The following is a 17,668-nucleotide window of genomic DNA, read 5'->3' on the forward strand; positions in this document are numbered from 1 at the left end:
CAAAGCTTCAATCTAAAAATCATTCGCCCGCCAGCCACGACGTTATGCCGCTGGTGGCCGCACAGCCGGGTATCTGGGTTGCAGACCAACTTTCTCCCCACGACAATGCCTATGCGGTTGCTCACTATATTGAATTAACCGGTCAGCTTGACCGCGAAAATTTGTGCAAGGCCATAGGCCAGGGGCTTTCTGAGGCCGATACGCTGCGTATGCGTTTTGACGAACACGACGGCGTGCCGGTGCAGTGGGTTGACGGGGCGGTAGAGATCCCCGCCGTTGAGTGGGTCGATCTTTACGACAGCGCTCAGTCGCAAGCCGCCGCGCAGGGTCTGAAAAAGATCGAATGCCAGGCATCTGCCGCGCTGGCGTTGATGCGTGATGATCTTAACGGCAAGTTGCGCGTGGCGGACGGGCAGCCGCTGTTTCGCCATATCGTGATCCGCGTAGCCAAGGACCGCTGGTTCTGGTATCAGCGCTATCACCATGCCATCGTCGATGCCTTCAGCTTTACCGCCATCGCCCGCCGAATCGCCCAGATCTACACCGCGCTGTGCCAGCAGCAGCAGCCCGAAGCCTCGCCGTTTGTGCCTTTTCGCGAGGTGGTGGAGGAGTATCAGCAGTATCAGCAGTCAGCGCTTTACGAGCGCGACCGCCAATTTTGGCTGAAAAAAGCCCGCCAGCTGCCGCCCGCCGCCAGCATCAGTGCGCAGCCGTTGGTCGGACAAACGCCGTCTACGCATATTTTCCGTCTTTCTCAGGCCTGTAGCCCGCAGCAGTTTTCTCGGCTTGCTGCAACGGGCGAGGCGCATAAACTGACGCCGTCCGACATGGCGCTCGCGCTGGTGTCGCTGTGGGTTTCGCGGCTCAGCGGGCAAACCGAATTGGGTGCCGGATTTATCTTTATGCGCCGTATGGGCTCGGCCGCGCTGTGTGCCACCGGTCCGGTGATTAACGTGCTGCCGGTAGGATTCAACGTGGCGCCGCAGCAGACCTTGGTCGAGGTAGCCCGCAGCATTGCGCAAGAGTTGAAAATGGCACGCCGCCATCAACGCTACGACGCCGAGCAGATCCCGCGTGATATTGGCAGCGTAGGTGATTCTCAGCCGCTGTATGGCACCGTGTTTAACTTTAAAATGTTCGATTTCCGTCTTGATTTCAACGGGATGGAAGGGGTGACTCACGAGCTTGCCTCCGGTCCGGTTCGCGATTTGGAGATAGCACTTTATATTGACGAGTCCGGCCAGTTGACCGTTGATTTACTGGCAAACGCCGAACGCTATCAGCCCGATGAGCTTGCCGCACACTTACAGCGCCTGCCGCTGTTGCTAAGCCAGTTTGCTGACAATACTGCGCTGCTGACCGGTGATGCCGATATGCTTACTGACGCCGATCGCACGTTGATTGAGCGGGTGAATGACACCGCGTTTCCGGTCGAAGAGAGCACCTTGAGCTGCCTTTTGGCGCAGCAGGCGGAGAAAACGCCCGACGCCCCAGCATTGGCTGACGAACGGCACCAGTTTACCTATCGAGAGACCCGCGAGCAGGTTATTGCCCTGACGCAAAGACTGATTTCGCAAGGGGTTAAACCGGGCGATATCGTGGCCGTCGCGCTGCCGCGTTCGGTGTTTCTTTCACTGGCGCTAATGGCCATCGTTGAGGCCGGTGCGGCCTATTTACCGATGGACACCAGCTATCCTGATGACCGTCTGGCAATGATGCTGGAAGACGCCTCGCCGCGTCTGATAATCACTGATAACGGCCAGCTACCGCGCTTTGCCCGCCAAGGCAACGTGATGATTTATGACGACCTGTTAAACCTGAAATCAGATTTTCCTCAGGTATTTAAGGGACCCTCACCTCAGCATCCGGCCTATCTCATCTTTACCTCAGGGTCGACCGGTCGGCCAAAAGGCGTGGTGGTGGGGCATCAGGCCATTGTTAACCGCCTGCTGTGGATGCAAAACCAATATCCTATTGGCGGTGATGACGTCGTTTTGCAAAAAACGCCGAGCAGTTTCGACGTCTCGGTGTGGGAGTTTTTCTGGCCGCTTATCGTGGGCGCCAAACTGGTGATGGCACCGCCGGAGGCCCATCGTGACCCCGAGCAGCTGCAGCAGCTAATTGCGCACCATCGCGTGACGACCCTGCACTTTGTGCCGTCGATGCTGGCCGCGTTTGTCAGTACGCTGGAAGAAGCGGATGCGGTGCGCCACTGTGCCTCGCTGCGTCAGGTATTTTGCAGCGGTGAAGCGCTGCCCACCGAGCTGTGCCGCCTGTGGCAGCGCCGCACCGGCGTGGCATTACACAATCTTTATGGGCCAACCGAAGCGGCTGTCGACGTCAGCTATCATCCGGCGTGGGGGGAGTCACTGGCCGCCGTCAGCGGCGCGAATGTGCCGATCGGTTTACCGGTTTGGAATACCGGCCTGCACATTCTCGATGCCCGACTGCAGCCAGTGCCGCCGGGTATTGCTGGGGATCTTTATCTCACCGGCGTGCAGTTGGCACAGGGCTATCTGGGGCGGCCGGACCTCACCGCCAGCCGCTTTGTTGCCGACCCGCAGGGTAACGGTGGCCGCATGTATCGCACCGGTGATGTGGCGCGCTGGTTACCGAGCGGGGCGGTTGAATATCTCGGACGCAGTGACTTTCAATTGAAGATTCGCGGTCAGCGCATTGAGCTGAGCGATATTGATCACGCGCTGCTCTCTTTGCCCGGCATCACGCAGGCGGTGGCGCATGCCATGACGTTGGGCACGCCAGCGCAGGACGCAACCGGCGGCGATGCGCGCCAACTGGTGGGTTATGTGGTCGCCCAGCAGGATGTGCGTCTCAGTCTAGAGGCACTGCGCAACGCGCTGGCCGAAATTTTGCCGCCGCACATGGTGCCGGTCGCATTGGTCGAACTGCCCACGCTGCCGCTGAGTGCTAACGGCAAACTGGACCGCAAAGCCCTTCCACAGCCTGAATCAGCGCAGCAAACTCAGGGGCGTGAGCCTGAACCCGGCCTTGAAACGCTGATAGCGCAGGCGGTTTCCAAACTGTTATCTCGCGAGACGGTATTTGCTGACGACGATTTCTTTGCCCTCGGTGGCCATTCGCTGCTGGCGATGCGTTTAGCCGCGCAGCTGCGCCGTGAGCTGGGCAGGCCGGTCAGCGTGGGTCAAATTATGGTGGCTTCTAAAATCGAACAGCTGGCCGCGCTATTAGGTGAGGAGCAAAGCCAGGCTGAGGCTGATAACTGCGGGTTTGAGGCACTGTTGCCGCTGCGCAGCGGCACAGGGCCGACGCTGTTTTGCCTGCATCCTGCTTCAGGATTCTCTTGGCAGTTCAGCGTGTTGCCGCGCTACATTGACCAGCAGTGGTCGGTAGTTGGCATTCAGTCACCGCATCCAGATGGACCTCTGTGCACGAGTCAAAATATGAGTCAGGTGTGCGATGCACATTTACAAACTGTGTTAAGCGTTCAGCCCCACGGGCCGTACCATTTTATCGGTTACTCGCTGGGCGGCACCCTGGCGCAGGGCATTGCGGCCCGTTTGCAGGCCAGAGGGGAGGAGGTGGCGTTCCTCGGGCTGTTGGATACCTATCCGCCAGAAACGCAAAGCTGGGACGTGATGCTCGACGACAACGTGCTTAAAGAGATCCAGCGCGAACGCCAGCAATTTATCGCGGTTTCAGAAGGGGCGCTGGACCCGACAGACGAGGGCGACAAAAATTCGATGTTCGACAAAATCGAAGCCAACTATGCCGATTCGGTGCGGCTGTTGTCGGCCACCCACACTGCACGTTTTAACGGCGAAGCCACGCTGTTTGTTGCACGCCGCACCCTGCAGGAGGGAATGGACGTGCAGCAGACCTGGTCACATTATGTGGATTCTCTTCAGGTTCACGAATTGGACTGTGCGCACGTTGATATCGTTTCACCGGTGTCGTTTAAAATATTGGGGCCGATGCTTAACCGAATATTACGCGCTTTATAAAATTATGCGTAGTTAGAAAGAAAAAGACGCTGATGGGTATAAAAAAAATGCCGCGATATATATCACGGCATTTTTCATACTTCAGTCACTTAGCACTGATTAGTTACAAGTCCCTTTGTTTTCCCACATGCCGCCTTTCCAATCATTGGCGGAAGGATTATTTTGATCGTGTACAGTGCCCCATTTCAGATTATAAATGGTTTTATTTAAAACGACTTTTGCAGGTGGGTTATAATCACTGTCGGCGTTCCATTCGGGATAGCTGCTGCATTTTTTGAGATCTTTGACTGGCTGAACTTTATCATCAGGTTTGACGTAGTTGCTATCAACCTGGCACTGGCCACCAGACAAACTTAACGACAAATGAACAGGCTTTTCGGCTGTTGCTGCGGCAAGCTCCGACTGAACCACGCCTGCACAGGCAATATCAGTGGCTTTTCCACCCGCGAGATATAATTGGGTAATTTTGCTGTTTGCATCGACAGGAACAGTTTGTCCAGGATTTAGCCAGCTGTAGTAATTGTCGACGCCCGTTACGCTAAGAAATACCATTTTCCCGACGTTAGTTAACGTTGATTTTTTACTCATATCAATAGGTGCTTTTTCTGCAAATTCAGCAATCGGTAAATTCACCATCATCACTTCCAGTATTTTACCAAAATCGTGACGATAAGAAATAACCTGCTTGGCAGCAATTTGATCAAACTTGGCTAATACTGGCGCTTTTGCTTTATCAATATCTTCTTTGCTGTAGAAACCATAGCGTTGAATTAGATCAAGATAGTTCGAAATATCATCGCGGGTCAATTCTACATCATAACTGGTGGACTCATCAGCAGCGGCTGCCAAAAGTGTATGATTGACGTCTGGAATTTGACGCATATATCTTGAGCCTGGGTCATTTGCCTGATTAAAGCAGGTAACGTCGCTCGCCAACTTATCAACCACGCTTGCGCAATGTTCAAATACTTCGTTATTTTTAAGTACCTGATCTCTGGCCGCATACGCGCCACGGTTATACATAAAGCTCATCACAATAGCTAAACCATCTCTGCTTTTAGCCTGTTGCAAAAACTTATTCATCTTGTTGATGCTTAACGAGTCTGCGGTCGCCTGGTCGTAGGCTTTGATAGAACCGCTGGTAATCCCCAACGCCATCCCGTTGTAATAGCTGCTGGTCAGTGCTGAACCCACGATATTACGCGCTACGCCGTGTTTAGAGTGAAGAACCTTTAGAGGGTCCAATTTTGTAAACACTAATGGGAAACCACCCTCACCTGAGCCTTTTAGACCGCCCCAAGCGCTAAGATCTGTACCTATTTTATATTCAACCTGCAAAACGCCGTCGTCCTGTAACTCAGGAATATCTTTACCTAAAGAGCTCTCTTGTAATCCTTTAGAAAGATAATAGTTAGGCCCTAAGTTACGCGCAAAGTACTCGCCAAACGATTCGCCCGTTCCAAAAGGCTGTGATAAGTCAAAAGTACCGTCTTTTTTATTTAAGCCATACTGCATTTCTACCATGCTGCTAACATATGCCTGTGCAAAAGCCATGGCCCACAATTTATGTTCTTCAATCGTTTTATTACTTGGGTCTTTGTATAAGTTTAATTTAACAGTATCAGGATAGTTTTTCTTCCAATCAATATTGAATGGGGTTTTTTCACAATTATTTCGGTCAAGGACTAACTCACCGTTTTCACTTTTAAGGTCGCAGTGATACTGAACATCAATTTTATCCGCTAATTTCAGATCATAATTAACTTGTCCACTTTCATCTTTAGGTAAAAGTTTCTGATATTGCTCGCTGTTAATATGTTGTACGGCGTAGCTATTACTGATAAAAAAGGCCGAAATGATCAATGCCAAGGTTTTAAGTTTCATTTAAATAATCCTCGTTAAAGTTATGTCAACTAAATATCCATTCACATAACTTTACATTAATCTAAATATGATTACATTGAGATAAGCCACCAGCAGATACCGAATGCCCTATTCTCTAATAAGAAAAATCTGCATATTAATAAAGTTAAGAATCTCTTTATAATATGGCAATAACAATGCCTTTATGAGTCCCGATGCCCCAGGGGAATAATAAGCGGGGTATGGGAAATTGGGCAGTCAATGATGTGACAACGTAGGCCAAACACCTGTTCAATAAGCTCAGACGTCACAATATCCGCCGGTGCACCCTGAGCCAGAATTTTACCGTCTTTCATAGCAATCAGATGGCCTGCATAGCGGCAGGCGTGGTTAAGGTCGTGCAGAACCACCACTAACGTGCGGTCATTCTGTTTATTTAACCGGCACATTAATTCCATCAAATCAATCTGATGGGCGATATCCAGCCAGGTTGTTGGCTCATCAAGCAGCAGCAACGGCGTTTGCTGCGCCAGCACCATGGCTATCCACACGCGCTGACGCTGCCCACCGGAAAGCGTATCGACCAGACTGTCTGCCAGCTCGAAAACACCCGTTGCCCGCATGGCATCGTCCACGGCCTGCGTGTCTTCGCTGCGCCAGCGGCTGAACAGCGTTTGATGCGGATAACGCCCGCGCGCCACGAGGTCGGCGACGCTAATATCCCCAGGCGCAGTCGAGCTTTGCGGCAACAAGCCAAGCTGTTTGGCCACCTCTTTGGTCGGCACCTCACTGATGGCTTTGCCATTTAGCCACACCGCGCCCGCCTGCGGTTGCATCAGGCGACTGAGGGTGCGCAGCAGGGTGGATTTTCCGCAGGCGTTGGGACCAATAATCACCGTCAGCTTGCCTTCGGGGATCGACACTGACAGGTCGCTCGCCACCACCTTTTTTTCATAGCCAAGGGTGAGATTCTCGGCCCGTAACGGGGAAAACGGTTCAGTGTTCATTAGCGTCTGGACTCTCGAATTAATAACCCAATCAGATAGATGCCACCAATACTGACCGTCAGCACCCCAACGGGTAATTGATAAGGCAGGAACACGCGTTGGGCCACCACGTCGGCGACCAACAGCAGCAGAGCGCCGGTTAATGCCGCCAAGAATAGCGGCTGAGTTTGATTGGCACACAGGCGGCGGGAAATTTGTGGTGCAACCAGCGCGATAAACGATATCGGACCCGCAATGGCGGTAGCGGCAGCGGTAAGCGACACGCCGCTGAGCAGCAGCAGCAGGCGCGAGCGCTCAACCGGTACGCCCAGTGCGTTGGCGGTGTCATCGCCCATTTCGAGCAGGCGCATTCTTTTGCACATCCCCTGCGCCAGCAGCATGGCGAGCACGATAACGCCGACAGCCGGCAGGCTTTTAAGCCAGGTCATGCCGTTCAGTGAACCAGCGCTCCACAGTCCGGCAGTCAGCGCTGACTCGAGGGAGGCATTAATAATTAACCAGGTATTAAAGCCAATCAGCAGAGCACGAACGGCGATGCCGACAATAATCAGCCTGAATGTCTCAACCCCTCTGCGCCACGCCAGCCAGTAAACCAGCAGACCGGTGATAATCCCTCCGGCCATCGCCCCGGCGGTTATCTGATTAATGCTGCCGTTAAACAGCACAATCACCACCAGCACGCCGCTGTAGGCACCGGTATTAAAACCAATCACGTCGGGGCTGCCCAACGGATTGCGCATTAAAGATTGAAAAATAGCGCCGCTTATTCCCAGCGCTGCGCCCACAATCAGCGCTATCGCCACGCGTGGCAAACGCCACTGGGTCACGATGACCGAGAGATTTTTTGGACCTTCACCGCGCAGGGCGTCAATCACCTGATGCGCGCTGAGAGCAAGCGTGCCGCTACCGAGTGCATAAACCGCCAGCGCGGCACAGCACAGCAGCAGTCCTGCCGCAGTCAACATGGGTCGCAGCCTGCGAGATTTTTTAGTGCTCGCGCACAACTGACCGGCAGTATGATTGCTGCTCATCCTCGACTCAGCCCCCGATGACGGCGAACCAGCCAAATCAATACCGGCGCACCGATAATGGCAGTGACCACCGAAACCCGCATTTCACCCACCACCAGCAGGCGGCCAATCAGGTCGGCGGCCAGCAGCAGCGAAGGGGTGAGTACCAGCGTCCAAGGCAGCATCCAGCGTGGATTGGATCGAGAAAGGCGTCGTGCGATGTGCGGCATCATCAATCCCACAAAACCAATCGGACCCACCGCCGCCGTGGCGCTGCCGCACAGCAGCGTAATCGCCAGCAACCCGCAGAGCTGCGTCAGGGCAATCCGGGTACCCAGTGCGGTAGCCAGTTCGCTGCCCATGGTCAAATTGTTCAGCGCTCGGCCCATGAAAAGGGTTAACACGCTGGCAAAAATTATCGGTAACGCCACGGTGCGAATCACCGACATGCTGCGAATATCCAGTGAACCTGCTTGCCAGAAGCGCAATTGATCTAAAGCCTGGGGATTAAGCAAAGCGATACCCGAAGACATGCCTTCAAGCACGGCACCCAGCGCCACACCGGCCAGCGTCAGGCGAATGGGGTTGATCCTTCCCCGCCCCAGTGCGCCGATTATCGCCACCAGCAGGGTCGCCACCAGCGCACCGCCAAAGGCGTACCACAAAAATTGTTCGATGTGTGTCGCACCAAAAAAGGCGATACCGACAACGACTGCAAAACCTGCACCGGCGTTGACGCCAAGAATGCCGGGGTCGGCCAGCGGGTTGCGGGTCAAAATCTGCATCAGCGCGCCCGACAGGCCAAGCGCCACGCCCGCAAGAATGCCGGCCAGCGTACGGGGTAGGCGAGCATCAAGAATAATCACGCAGTCGGCGCTGGAGCATTGGCCCTTTAACGCCTGTATCACCTTGTCGAGCGGGATTGATTTTTCACCCACTGAAAGGCTGAGCGCCACCATAACCAGTAGCAGCAATATGGCGAGCAGCATTCCACTCAGTTGGCGTGGAACGGGCGGGAGGGCAGTAGACATCATAAGCCGAGACATAGCAGCCTTTCTCATCGATACAGTCAATCGAAACGGTCCATCGAAGCTAACTCATTAAGTAATGGTAATGATATTTATTATCGTTATCGCTTGTATTTGTATATGGTAGCATGACTCATTGAAAGGTTGCAGTAACCACTGCAGCTTTCCACCGCCGGCCGTCTGGCCGACACCCCAGTGACTTTTGGATCTTATTTTGTAATGGATAAACCCTCGATTTTACTTAACTTTAGTTTACTCAAAACCCACCCGGCCTTTCGCTCGGTGTTTTTTGCCCGCTTTATCTCGATTTTGGCACTTGGGCTGTTGGGTATTGCACTGCCGGTACAAATTCAGGCACTGACAGGCTCCCCCCTGCTGGTGGGGCTGGCAGTGACACTGGCTGCAAGCGGTATGTTTGTTGGATTGATCATGGGCGGCGTGATGGCCGACCGCTACGAGCGCCGCCGGCTTATCCTGTTTGCGCGCTCAACCTGCGGTCTGGGCTTTATTGGCCTGTGCATTAATGCGGCGCTGCCGTCGCCGTCGCTCACGGTTATCTATTTCTTGTCCGTATGGGACGGTTTTTTTGGCGCGGTGGGCGTGACGGCGCTGCTGGCTGCAACGCCCACCTTGGTCGGGCGTGAAAATCTGGTTCAGGCCGGTGCGTTAAGCATGCTGACCGTGCGCTTTGGTTCGATTCTTTCTCCTGCGGTTGGGGGGATAATCATTGCCAGCGGCGGCGTAGTGTGGAATTACGCACTGGCGGCGCTGGGGACGTTACTGACGTTGGTGCCATTGCTGCGTTTACCGCAACTATCACCGCCGCCGCAGCCTCGTGAGCATCCGCTGCGCGCCTTGGTCAGCGGATTCCGCTTTTTATTTGAAAATAAAATCATCGGTATGGTCGCGCTGATAGGTGCCTTGCTCACCATGGCCAGCGCCGTGCGTGTGCTCTATCCGGCGCTGGCGGGCGTTTGGCAGGTAGATGCCTCCAGGCTCGGTTTGATGTATGCGGCGGTTCCCCTCGGCGCGGCAATGGGCGCATTCACCAGCGGCCGGGTAGCGGGCGTAGCTCGGCCCGGCAGGATGATGCTGATGACCGCCCTCTTCGCCTTCATTGCCGTCGGGCTATTTAGTCTGATGCCGTGGTATGGCATGGCGCTGTTGTGTTTGGCGATTTTTGGCTATCTCAGCGCCATTAACTCACTGTTGCAGTACGGGCTAATTCAGCGTCTGACGCCGGACGCCTATTTAGGCCGAGTCAACGGGCTGTGGACCGCGCAAAACGTGACGGGCGATGCGTTGGGAGCATTACTGCTGGGCGCGATGGGGTCGGTGATGCTGCCTGTCACTAGCTCGGCGAGTTTTGGTCTGGGCGCTGCCATCGTGGGCGTGGTGCTGGCCTTTTCCCTCGGGGCGCTACGACAGGTAGGTAACGGCGAAGTAGAGTCGGCCTCACAACCCATCAAGACAGTAAAGGAGCGTTAAGCCGCGCTTGAACGTGTTTCACTGCGCCAGCTTAGGTTGGCGCTTGCTTTGAGTTTCCACTTCTTCTCTCCTGCCTACTTTTCGTGAATTTGTCTAAATCCAATAGGAAGTCACTAAAACCGATAATGTGGCGGCGTTATTAGTTTTACGCTAGGGGTTCTATCAGGCCTGGGAGGAAAAAATTTTCACTGCATATTTTTCATTCCTGGGACTTCTGCCCAATGTATTCAAGGAATGAAATGCACATCAATAACCCAATTAACAATAATCCTTCGGCATCAGGGTATTGTAGCTTTAATAGCCCAGGCATCGAGAGCTTTGATGAGGGCTCTGGCCTTAATTATGCCGAACACGGCCGGGTGCTCGATCAGTTGGAAAGTTTACAAAGCCCAGAATGGAATCAGGGCACGCGTGCGCTTTTCCTGCAAGTCGTTCGGGATACGGATAAAGAGCAGCTGGGTACGAGCAGTGCGGCCTCTTTAGACTTCTCTTGGCTAGAGAAAACTGCCTGTGAAAAAGATACGTTTATCAAATTCGTCATTGCACAGTGTGAAGGACACGATGTCAGCGATCTGCAGGATCACGAACTCGATTTGCTGGTAACCCCCCAAAAAGTGCAGGAGTTCACTCAGGCTATTTCAGAGCAGACATTCAAACTTGCTGACCAATATGAGAAAAGCTTCAAAGACCTTGAACAAGGGATCCATGGGTTATCGGATAAATTGGACAATAAAAAATGGGACTTTGCCTGCTGTGAAAAAGTATTGAAACTGGTCCCATTGTTAAGCAATAGAATGGATTCTGGCGACAAGGCTGATAAAAGCTCCAGCGTGAAGGACAATCCAGGAAAGGTCAGCTTTCAAAACCTGAGAAAGCATATTGATAGTCACTTCAGTAAAGATGAAGGCTCAAAGCAGGGTGGGGTAATCGACCGCAGGCAGTTTCTGCAACTTGTGGTTGCCGCTCAACGCGGAACTGGCGCAAGCCAACCGACTCGAAATGAAACGGAAGTTTTACTGAGTATGCTTCAGGGATTACTTGCAGCGCTGCCGGGTAGGTGTCAGAGCGCACTGCTCAAAGACGATATCCCTCATAATCCTATGTCGCATCTCGAGCCGGAAAGAGCTTTTCGTCAGCCTCAGGAACAGGGACGCGCGCTTGATAAATTGACGCTGCCGGAGAAGGCGCTGTGGTTGTTTCATACGCTTAACTCGGTCTCAGCGATTACTACGGTTCCAGAGACGCCACCCACTTTAAAACGCGACGCCAAGATCGGCGAACAAAGACAATCTCGCTATGAAATGCCAGACAAAAACGCGTCAAAAAAAGCGGCAGATATGCCAGTTGCTGCTGGACCATTAAATGCCGCCGCTAACAGTTTGTTGGCGGGTATGGCGGTAACGGCTATCGCAGGTCCGGTGGCGGGTGCAGCCGCGGCGCTATTGGCACTTCTACCTGATGCTGTTCAGGGCGGGCGTATAATAGGCCCGATCGCCCCAAACGATTCGTTGAGCAATTTGTACCCTTTGCTTGACGCAAATGTAAATATGGAGCCCAATAAACCCGTCTTGGATTATTTTACGGAGATACTTGCCTATAAATGTAAGCGTAGCGGTATGTCTGGGGATGTATTTAAGAAAATTCAGGACACTAAGGTTAAAGTGAGTGTCTTCAATATCAACAAGGGGGGACTACTAACAGGGACTAAAAATACTTTTATAAGAGTAACGCCCCTTGAGATAGCGACGGGTGAATTATTGAGAAAACTGACACCACTAATTGGATCTAATAGAGCACACAATAACCAGAGTTATAAAATAGAATGGCCTGCTGAGTTTAAAAATAACGGCATAAGTACGACCTTTACAGATGACAGCTTACAAACTTATGTCAACATGAAAATGAAACGTACAGTTTCCTCAGCCACTGCTCTTAATTCAATAAAAGATTCGATCCGAGCATCTGCCGAAACGAACGCTTACATCCATAATCAAATGAATATGGCCACGCACACTAATTTCGATAAGGTCAGCTCAGAAGATCTCAATGATGTTCAGCAGATAAAATTCAAGGGGTATCCTGTCTCGAATCTATTCTTGGTTGGAAGAATGATTCATGGTACCAGCAGCAGTTTTGTGCCTGTTAAATTAAAGGATGCTGAAAACAATCTCGCGGGCCAGACTGAACTGTTAATAGAGATGAATGCTGGATTGCCTAAGAGTCAACAGAATAAAGTCCCCGCATCATTTGCGTCTCTTGAAGGTAAATATAATCTGTTGAAGATGTTTTTCACCGGAGTGACATCGCCATTTTCCTTAGGTGAAAAAGGGCGTGTTCAGGATATTTTAGCTAAAGTCGTCGTTGACAATTTCGAAGATGATTTTGATAGACTTATCGTGTCGCGTGGAGAATCAACATTATTCGCGTTGGCGGGGGGCATTGAAGTTTTACTTAAACTTTTACCTTTCTGGGCTCCATTTACTGGAATGAGTATCTCTGCCAATATAGGGCTCGGTTTATGTAATGCAGTACCTTCTACATTAAAAGCCTTGGCTGAAGATGATAGAGCGAAAACTATAGCTCATCTTAGAGACGGTTTGACGGCATTGTCAACGCATTTATTGGCAGGTATTTTAGCCACACGACCGATTATTCCAAGGGGTTTATCATTAGCCAAGGAAGTAAGACATACAGCTGATAAAATCTTGGATAATCCTAATGATAAATTAATAACCCTCTCAAAATTTGTTGATAAGTTATTTAGCATGAAATTTAACTTTGTTGCGAAAGACACTCAGACTGTCGCCGCCTTTTTAAAGTTAAACGTGCCACCCGCTGCTGTCAACTTATTAGTGAGATTTTTGGGGGGAGTCTCAAAAGCAGTATATAATTTGTTGGCAACGGCGTCCAAAGAGAGGCAATTAGCAGCAGCGAATGCGGCAATTGCTCACATAGATAGGCAATCAGTAACAGCGAATGCGCCAATTGCTCCCAGAGATAGTACACTAAACTATGTGTCCTATACTATTGAGGAGGGGGATACCTTCAAAGATATTGCCAAAAAAGCCTATGGGGCCAATAGAGAAGACCGATATGTTGAACTGTTCAACGCCAACAGAGATTTACTTGCATCTCTTGAAGGGCCATTACCCGTGGGGCAGACATTACGAATTCCTGTCGTACCCGGTATGATGAGTGGGTGGGGAGCATAGTTTACTTGGTCGTTTCAATCTCAAACACACTCTGTTCCCCAACCCACCAAGCGGATTAATGGCCGCTAAACTGCGTTTCCAGCTGCGTCAGCAGATTGCTGGCGCTGTAGTAATCCAGTCGGAAGGTGTCGTTGCCTAAGGCAAACACCTGCTTGTTTTGTACCGCAGGCAGGTGGCTCAGGAACACATTGCTTTCCAGACGCTTAGCATCAGTTTGATCACCGGCAAACAGCAGCAGCGATTTGCCGTTTAAGCCCATCGCCATGTTTTCACCCGCCAACTGAATAATGTCCTTGCGAATGCCCTGCGTTTGACCGCTGGCGACATTGGCCGGAGGTTGTGCCAGCGTAAAGCCCAGCTGTTCCAGCATTTGCCCCTGCGGGGAGGCCGGTGTCCACAGGTTGGCGGCTTTGCCGTCGGGACGATAAACCAAAGCCGAGACTGGCTGCGCAGGTAAATGAATACTTTGCTTTAGGGCTTTCTCGCGTGCGTCAAAGCTGGCGACGGTTTTAGCCGCATCGGCTTCTTTACCGGTCGCTTCACCCAATTCTACTGCCAGTTCCTGCCAACTTTTGTCATCGTAATTCACCACCATCACCGGCGCGAGCGCGGAAAGCTGGTCGTAAACTTTTAGCGCAGAATCTCCGCCGGTGGCGGCAATAATAATTAAATCAGGCGCTTCACCGGCAATCGCCTCGGCGTTGGGTTCACCGATATAAAGGCGTTTTACCGCACGTTGTTTGGCGATGCTGCTCCACTGACGAAAGAAACCCTGGTCGTCCGAGATGCGGGTATTGGGGCTGGTGGCACCGCTGGCAATCACAGGCGCATTAATAGCCAGCAGTGTGCCGGTGACGGTGACGCTGGTGGAAACAATACGCTGAGGAGGATGTTGCAGAGTTATCACCCCGTGCGAGGTTTTAATCTCTCTTGGCCAACCTTCGGCTGCATGGGCCGAAACCGTCAGAAGGGTGAATATTCCTAAAATAGCGGCCAAAGGGCGCAACGTTGTTAACTTCATTTTAAGACCTTAATTGTGAATAACTGCCGGTTTCATTTGGGGAAATCCAGTAAGAATGCCAGCGAATTGCTCCGGGGCAAAATTCCGTTTCATTGACACTGTTACACTCATCACGTACTTTAAACGCGATCAAATACAAATGATAATAATTATCATGCAAATTATCATTACTTTTTGTGTGAATACACTGCGTGGGAGTGTACAGATGGATACTGTGATGAAAGAGCGCGATTTAGCCGGTAAACAGCGCGAGGCCGAAAACATCAATTTTGCCGACCTTTCCCCTACCTCGGGTTTTTTCTTTACATCGCCTTTCAAAAGCCTGAGCACGGAAGGTTGCTTGACCAACGTCCGTGAGCCTGCCGTCGATGGCGATGCGATTAACGGTAAATTTCAACAGGCGGTGCAGGCTGCATTTTCCGATGCTCGCGCAGCGGGAATCAAACATCCCGTACTTTGCGGGGCAATACCTTTTGATAAACGCCAACCTTCGGCTCTATTTGTGCCAAAAAAGACGCACTGGATTGAGCGCAGCGCGGTAATGTCCGCAGTTCAGGCCCAGGAAAGCGAGCTACCGGCCGTGCTAAGTAAAACGGAGTTGCCTGAACAGCAGCAGTTTATGCAGATGGTTACCGATGCGGTGCAGGCGATGAACGACGGTAAGTTAGATAAAGCCGTACTATCGCGTCTGCTGGAGATTAAAACGCGCGGTGCGGTAGAACGTCCGGCGCTGTTGAACCGCGTCATTGTCCAAAACCCTAACGGCTATCACTTTCACGTTCCGCTGGAGCAGGGGGCGCTTATCGGTGCCAGCCCAGAGCTGCTGCTGCGTAAAAATGGCAATAAGTTTTACTCTAATCCACTTGCCGGTTCTGCCCGTCGCGAAAGCTGCCCACAGCAGGACGCCGAAGTGAGTCGCGTTTTACTCGATTCGGGCAAGGATTTGTATGAACACCAGATAGTGACCGAAGGCATGCGCCGGGTATTGGCGTGCCGCAGTCGTCATTTACACATCCCCGCCACGCCAGAGCTTTTGAGCACGCCGACCCTGTGGCACTTGTCTACCCCGATTGATGGCGACGTGCTGGATCCGCAGGAAAATGCCCTGTCGCTGGCCTGTCTTCTGCATCCGACGCCGGCGCTTTGCGGGTCACCGACGCGAATTGCCCGTGATTTGATCGAGCAACTCGAACCTTTCGATCGAGGCCTGTTTGGCGGGATCGTCGGCTGGTGTGACGATCGTGGTAATGGTGAATGGGTGGTTACGATCCGCTGTGGCACCGTTAACGGCGATCAGGTGCGGCTGTTTGCTGGAGCAGGCATCGTTCCTGACTCCTCTCCTGAATCTGAGTGGCGCGAAACTGGCGTAAAACTGAATACCATGCTTCGCGCATTTGGTTTGAACTAAGTCTGAGAATAAGAATATGAGCATAACCTTTACCGCCTGGCCGGAGAATTTTGCACGACTGTACCGCGAGCGCGGTTATTGGATAGATGAGCCGCTGACCGACATTCTTACCCGTCAGGCCAACAATGACCATGTCGCGATGATTGATGCGACAGGCAGTCTGAGTTATCGCGAGCTTAACCAGCAGTCGGACAGTCTGGCGGGCGCGCTGCGTCGCCGAGGCCTGGTTGCAGGCGATACCGCCCTGGTGCAGCTGGGTAACGTTAACGAATTCTACGTGGTGTTTTTTGCGCTGTTGAAAATTGGCGTGGTGCCGGTTAATGCGTTGTTCAGCCATCAACGCACCGAGCTACAGTCGTATGCCAGCCAAATCAATCCTGCGCTGCTGATTGCCGACCGCGACCACGTACTGTTTGGCGACGATACTTTTCTTGATGCTTTTTTGGCTCAGCACACCTCGCTGCGTCAGGTTGCGCTGCGCAATGCCGAACGCGCCGAGCAGTCGCTGGCGGCGTGGATAGCTGAACCCCAGCAAGAATTTACGGCGTCGCCAACTGCCGCGGATCAGGTCGCCTTCTTCCAGCTTTCGGGCGGAAGCACCGGTACGCCAAAGCTTATTCCTCGCACCCACAACGACTATTATTACAGCATTCGTGCCAGCGTGGAGGTTTGCCATTTTGACAGTGAAACGCGTTATTTATGCGCGCTGCCGATAGCGCACAACTACCCGATGAGTTCTCCGGGCGCACTCGGCGTGTTTTACGGCGCTGGGCAAATGGTGCTGGCAGCTGACCCGAGTGCAACGGTCTGCTTCAAACTGATTGAACAACATAAAATTAACGTCACCGCGCTGGTTCCTCCGGCGGTCACGCTCTGGCTGCAAGCGATTGAAGAATGGGGCAGCAACCAGGCGCTGACCAGCTTGACGCTGTTGCAGGTTGGCGGTGCCAAGCTGGGGGAAACGCTGGCCGTGCGTATTCAAAATGAAATCGGTTGTCGGCTGCAGCAGGTGTTCGGCATGGCCGAAGGATTAGTGAACTACACGCGTTTGGACGATGACGAGTCGCATATTTTGACCACTCAGGGCTATCCGATGTCACCGGGTGACGAACTCTGGGTTGCGGATGAACAGGGTAATGCGCTGCCCGCCGGTGAAGTCGGGCGCCTGATGACGCGTGGCCCTTATACTTTTCGCGGCTATTATCAAAGCCCCGAGCACAACGCCGAAGCCTTTGATGAAAACGGCTTCTACTGCTCCGGTGACCTTATCTCACTGACTGAAGACGGCTATGTAAAAGTAGAAGGCCGTCTTAAGGATCAGATCAATCGCGGTGGCGAGAAAATTGCCGCCGAAGAGATTGAAAACCTGCTGCTGCGCCATCCAGAAATCGTCAATGCGGCCCTGGTGTCGATGCCCGACGAGCTGATGGGCGAGAAAAGCTGTGCCTTTATTATCTCAAATATTGAGCTGAAATCAGTGGCCCTCCGCCGCCACCTGCGCGAGCAGGGCATTGCTGAATTCAAGCTGCCCGACCGCTTTATCCGTGTCGACCGACTGCCGCTGACGCCGGTCGGTAAAATCGATAAAAAACTTTTGCGCCAAACTTTTGACGCGCAGTTGCCTACCCAATCCTCTGGAGAATAAACG

The 17,668-nt window shown here is 52.5% G+C and carries 10 protein-coding genes; 5 read left to right on the forward strand and 5 right to left on the reverse strand.

The features are described 5' to 3' along the window. Window positions 1-44: 44 nt before the first annotated feature. On the forward strand, window positions 45-3,983 hold the full coding sequence (locus GA565_RS03135; RefSeq protein WP_152201294.1) for an enterobactin synthase subunit F: 3,939 nt from the start codon (window positions 45-47) through the stop codon (window positions 3,981-3,983). 99 nt (window positions 3,984-4,082) lie between these two features. Here the strand turns inward: GA565_RS03135 and GA565_RS03140 are convergent, their stop codons facing one another. The 4 genes from GA565_RS03140 to fepD all read right to left on the reverse strand — a co-directional run bounded on the left by GA565_RS03140 (window position 4,083) and on the right by fepD (window position 8,897). Next, window positions 4,083-5,867, reverse strand: a complete 1,785-nt coding sequence (locus GA565_RS03140; RefSeq protein WP_152197316.1) for a hypothetical protein — start codon at window positions 5,865-5,867, stop codon at window positions 4,083-4,085. Between the two features lie 182 nt (window positions 5,868-6,049). Beyond that, entirely contained in the window at window positions 6,050-6,853 is an 804-nt protein-coding gene (locus GA565_RS03145; RefSeq protein ID WP_152197317.1) for an ATP-binding cassette domain-containing protein, read from the reverse strand. Next, a complete protein-coding gene (gene fepG / locus GA565_RS03150) occupies window positions 6,853-7,884 on the reverse strand; it encodes an iron-enterobactin ABC transporter permease (protein WP_152197318.1) in 1,032 nt (343 codons plus the stop codon). Before fepG ends, GA565_RS03145 begins: the two co-directional genes overlap by 1 nt. Beyond that, window positions 7,881-8,897, reverse strand: coding sequence for a Fe(3+)-siderophore ABC transporter permease (gene fepD / locus GA565_RS03155; protein ID WP_370518087.1), 1,017 nt, complete (start codon window positions 8,895-8,897; stop codon window positions 7,881-7,883). The genes fepG and fepD overlap by 4 nt, the downstream gene beginning before the upstream one ends. 213 nt (window positions 8,898-9,110) lie before the next feature. On the opposite strand from fepD, the gene entS reads away from it, so the two are divergent. Together entS and GA565_RS03165 are read left to right on the forward strand one after the other, a co-directional pair. Beyond that, window positions 9,111-10,379, forward strand: coding sequence for an enterobactin transporter EntS (gene entS / locus GA565_RS03160; RefSeq protein ID WP_152197319.1), 1,269 nt, complete (start codon window positions 9,111-9,113; stop codon window positions 10,377-10,379). A gap of 239 nt (window positions 10,380-10,618) precedes the next feature. Further along, entirely contained in the window at window positions 10,619-13,591 is a 2,973-nt protein-coding gene (locus tag GA565_RS03165) for a LysM peptidoglycan-binding domain-containing protein (protein ID WP_193311871.1), read from the forward strand. Between the two features lie 55 nt (window positions 13,592-13,646). Here the strand turns inward: GA565_RS03165 and fepB are convergent, their stop codons facing one another. Then, window positions 13,647-14,612, reverse strand: coding sequence for a Fe2+-enterobactin ABC transporter substrate-binding protein (gene fepB, locus GA565_RS03170; protein ID WP_152197321.1), 966 nt, complete (start codon window positions 14,610-14,612; stop codon window positions 13,647-13,649). Window positions 14,613-14,817: 205 nt separating this feature from the next. Between fepB and GA565_RS03175 the strand changes: the two genes are divergently transcribed. Continuing rightward, window positions 14,818-16,020, forward strand: a complete 1,203-nt coding sequence (locus GA565_RS03175; RefSeq protein ID WP_152197322.1) for an isochorismate synthase — start codon at window positions 14,818-14,820, stop codon at window positions 16,018-16,020. Between the two features lie 16 nt (window positions 16,021-16,036). Next, window positions 16,037-17,665 (forward strand): (2,3-dihydroxybenzoyl)adenylate synthase, encoded by a 1,629-nt coding sequence (locus GA565_RS03180; protein WP_152197323.1) that lies wholly within the window; start codon window positions 16,037-16,039, stop codon window positions 17,663-17,665. The last annotated feature ends 3 nt before the right edge of the window (window positions 17,666-17,668 follow it).

It is taken from the genome of Rouxiella sp. S1S-2 (genome assembly GCF_009208105.1).
In the GTDB taxonomy this organism is placed as follows: domain Bacteria; phylum Pseudomonadota; class Gammaproteobacteria; order Enterobacterales; family Enterobacteriaceae; genus Rouxiella.

What these genes read in the sequence shown, in the direction of transcription:
- fepD (WP_370518087.1), bottom strand. Translation starts at nt 8,897, where the DNA reads ATGATGTCTACTGCCCTCCCGCCCGTTCCACGCCAACTGAGTGGAATG.
- GA565_RS03140 (WP_152197316.1), bottom strand. Translation starts at nt 5,867, where the DNA reads ATGAAACTTAAAACCTTGGCATTGATCATTTCGGCCTTTTTTATCAGT.
- fepG (WP_152197318.1), bottom strand. Translation starts at nt 7,884, where the DNA reads ATGAGCAGCAATCATACTGCCGGTCAGTTGTGCGCGAGCACTAAAAAA.
- GA565_RS03135 (WP_152201294.1), top strand. Translation starts at nt 45, where the DNA reads ATGCCGCTGGTGGCCGCACAGCCGGGTATCTGGGTTGCAGACCAACTT.
- fepB (WP_152197321.1), bottom strand. Translation starts at nt 14,612, where the DNA reads ATGAAGTTAACAACGTTGCGCCCTTTGGCCGCTATTTTAGGAATATTC.
- GA565_RS03180 (WP_152197323.1), top strand. Translation starts at nt 16,037, where the DNA reads ATGAGCATAACCTTTACCGCCTGGCCGGAGAATTTTGCACGACTGTAC.
- GA565_RS03175 (WP_152197322.1), top strand. Translation starts at nt 14,818, where the DNA reads ATGGATACTGTGATGAAAGAGCGCGATTTAGCCGGTAAACAGCGCGAG.
- entS (WP_152197319.1), top strand. Translation starts at nt 9,111, where the DNA reads ATGGATAAACCCTCGATTTTACTTAACTTTAGTTTACTCAAAACCCAC.
- GA565_RS03145 (WP_152197317.1), bottom strand. Translation starts at nt 6,853, where the DNA reads ATGAACACTGAACCGTTTTCCCCGTTACGGGCCGAGAATCTCACCCTT.
- GA565_RS03165 (WP_193311871.1), top strand. Translation starts at nt 10,619, where the DNA reads ATGCACATCAATAACCCAATTAACAATAATCCTTCGGCATCAGGGTAT.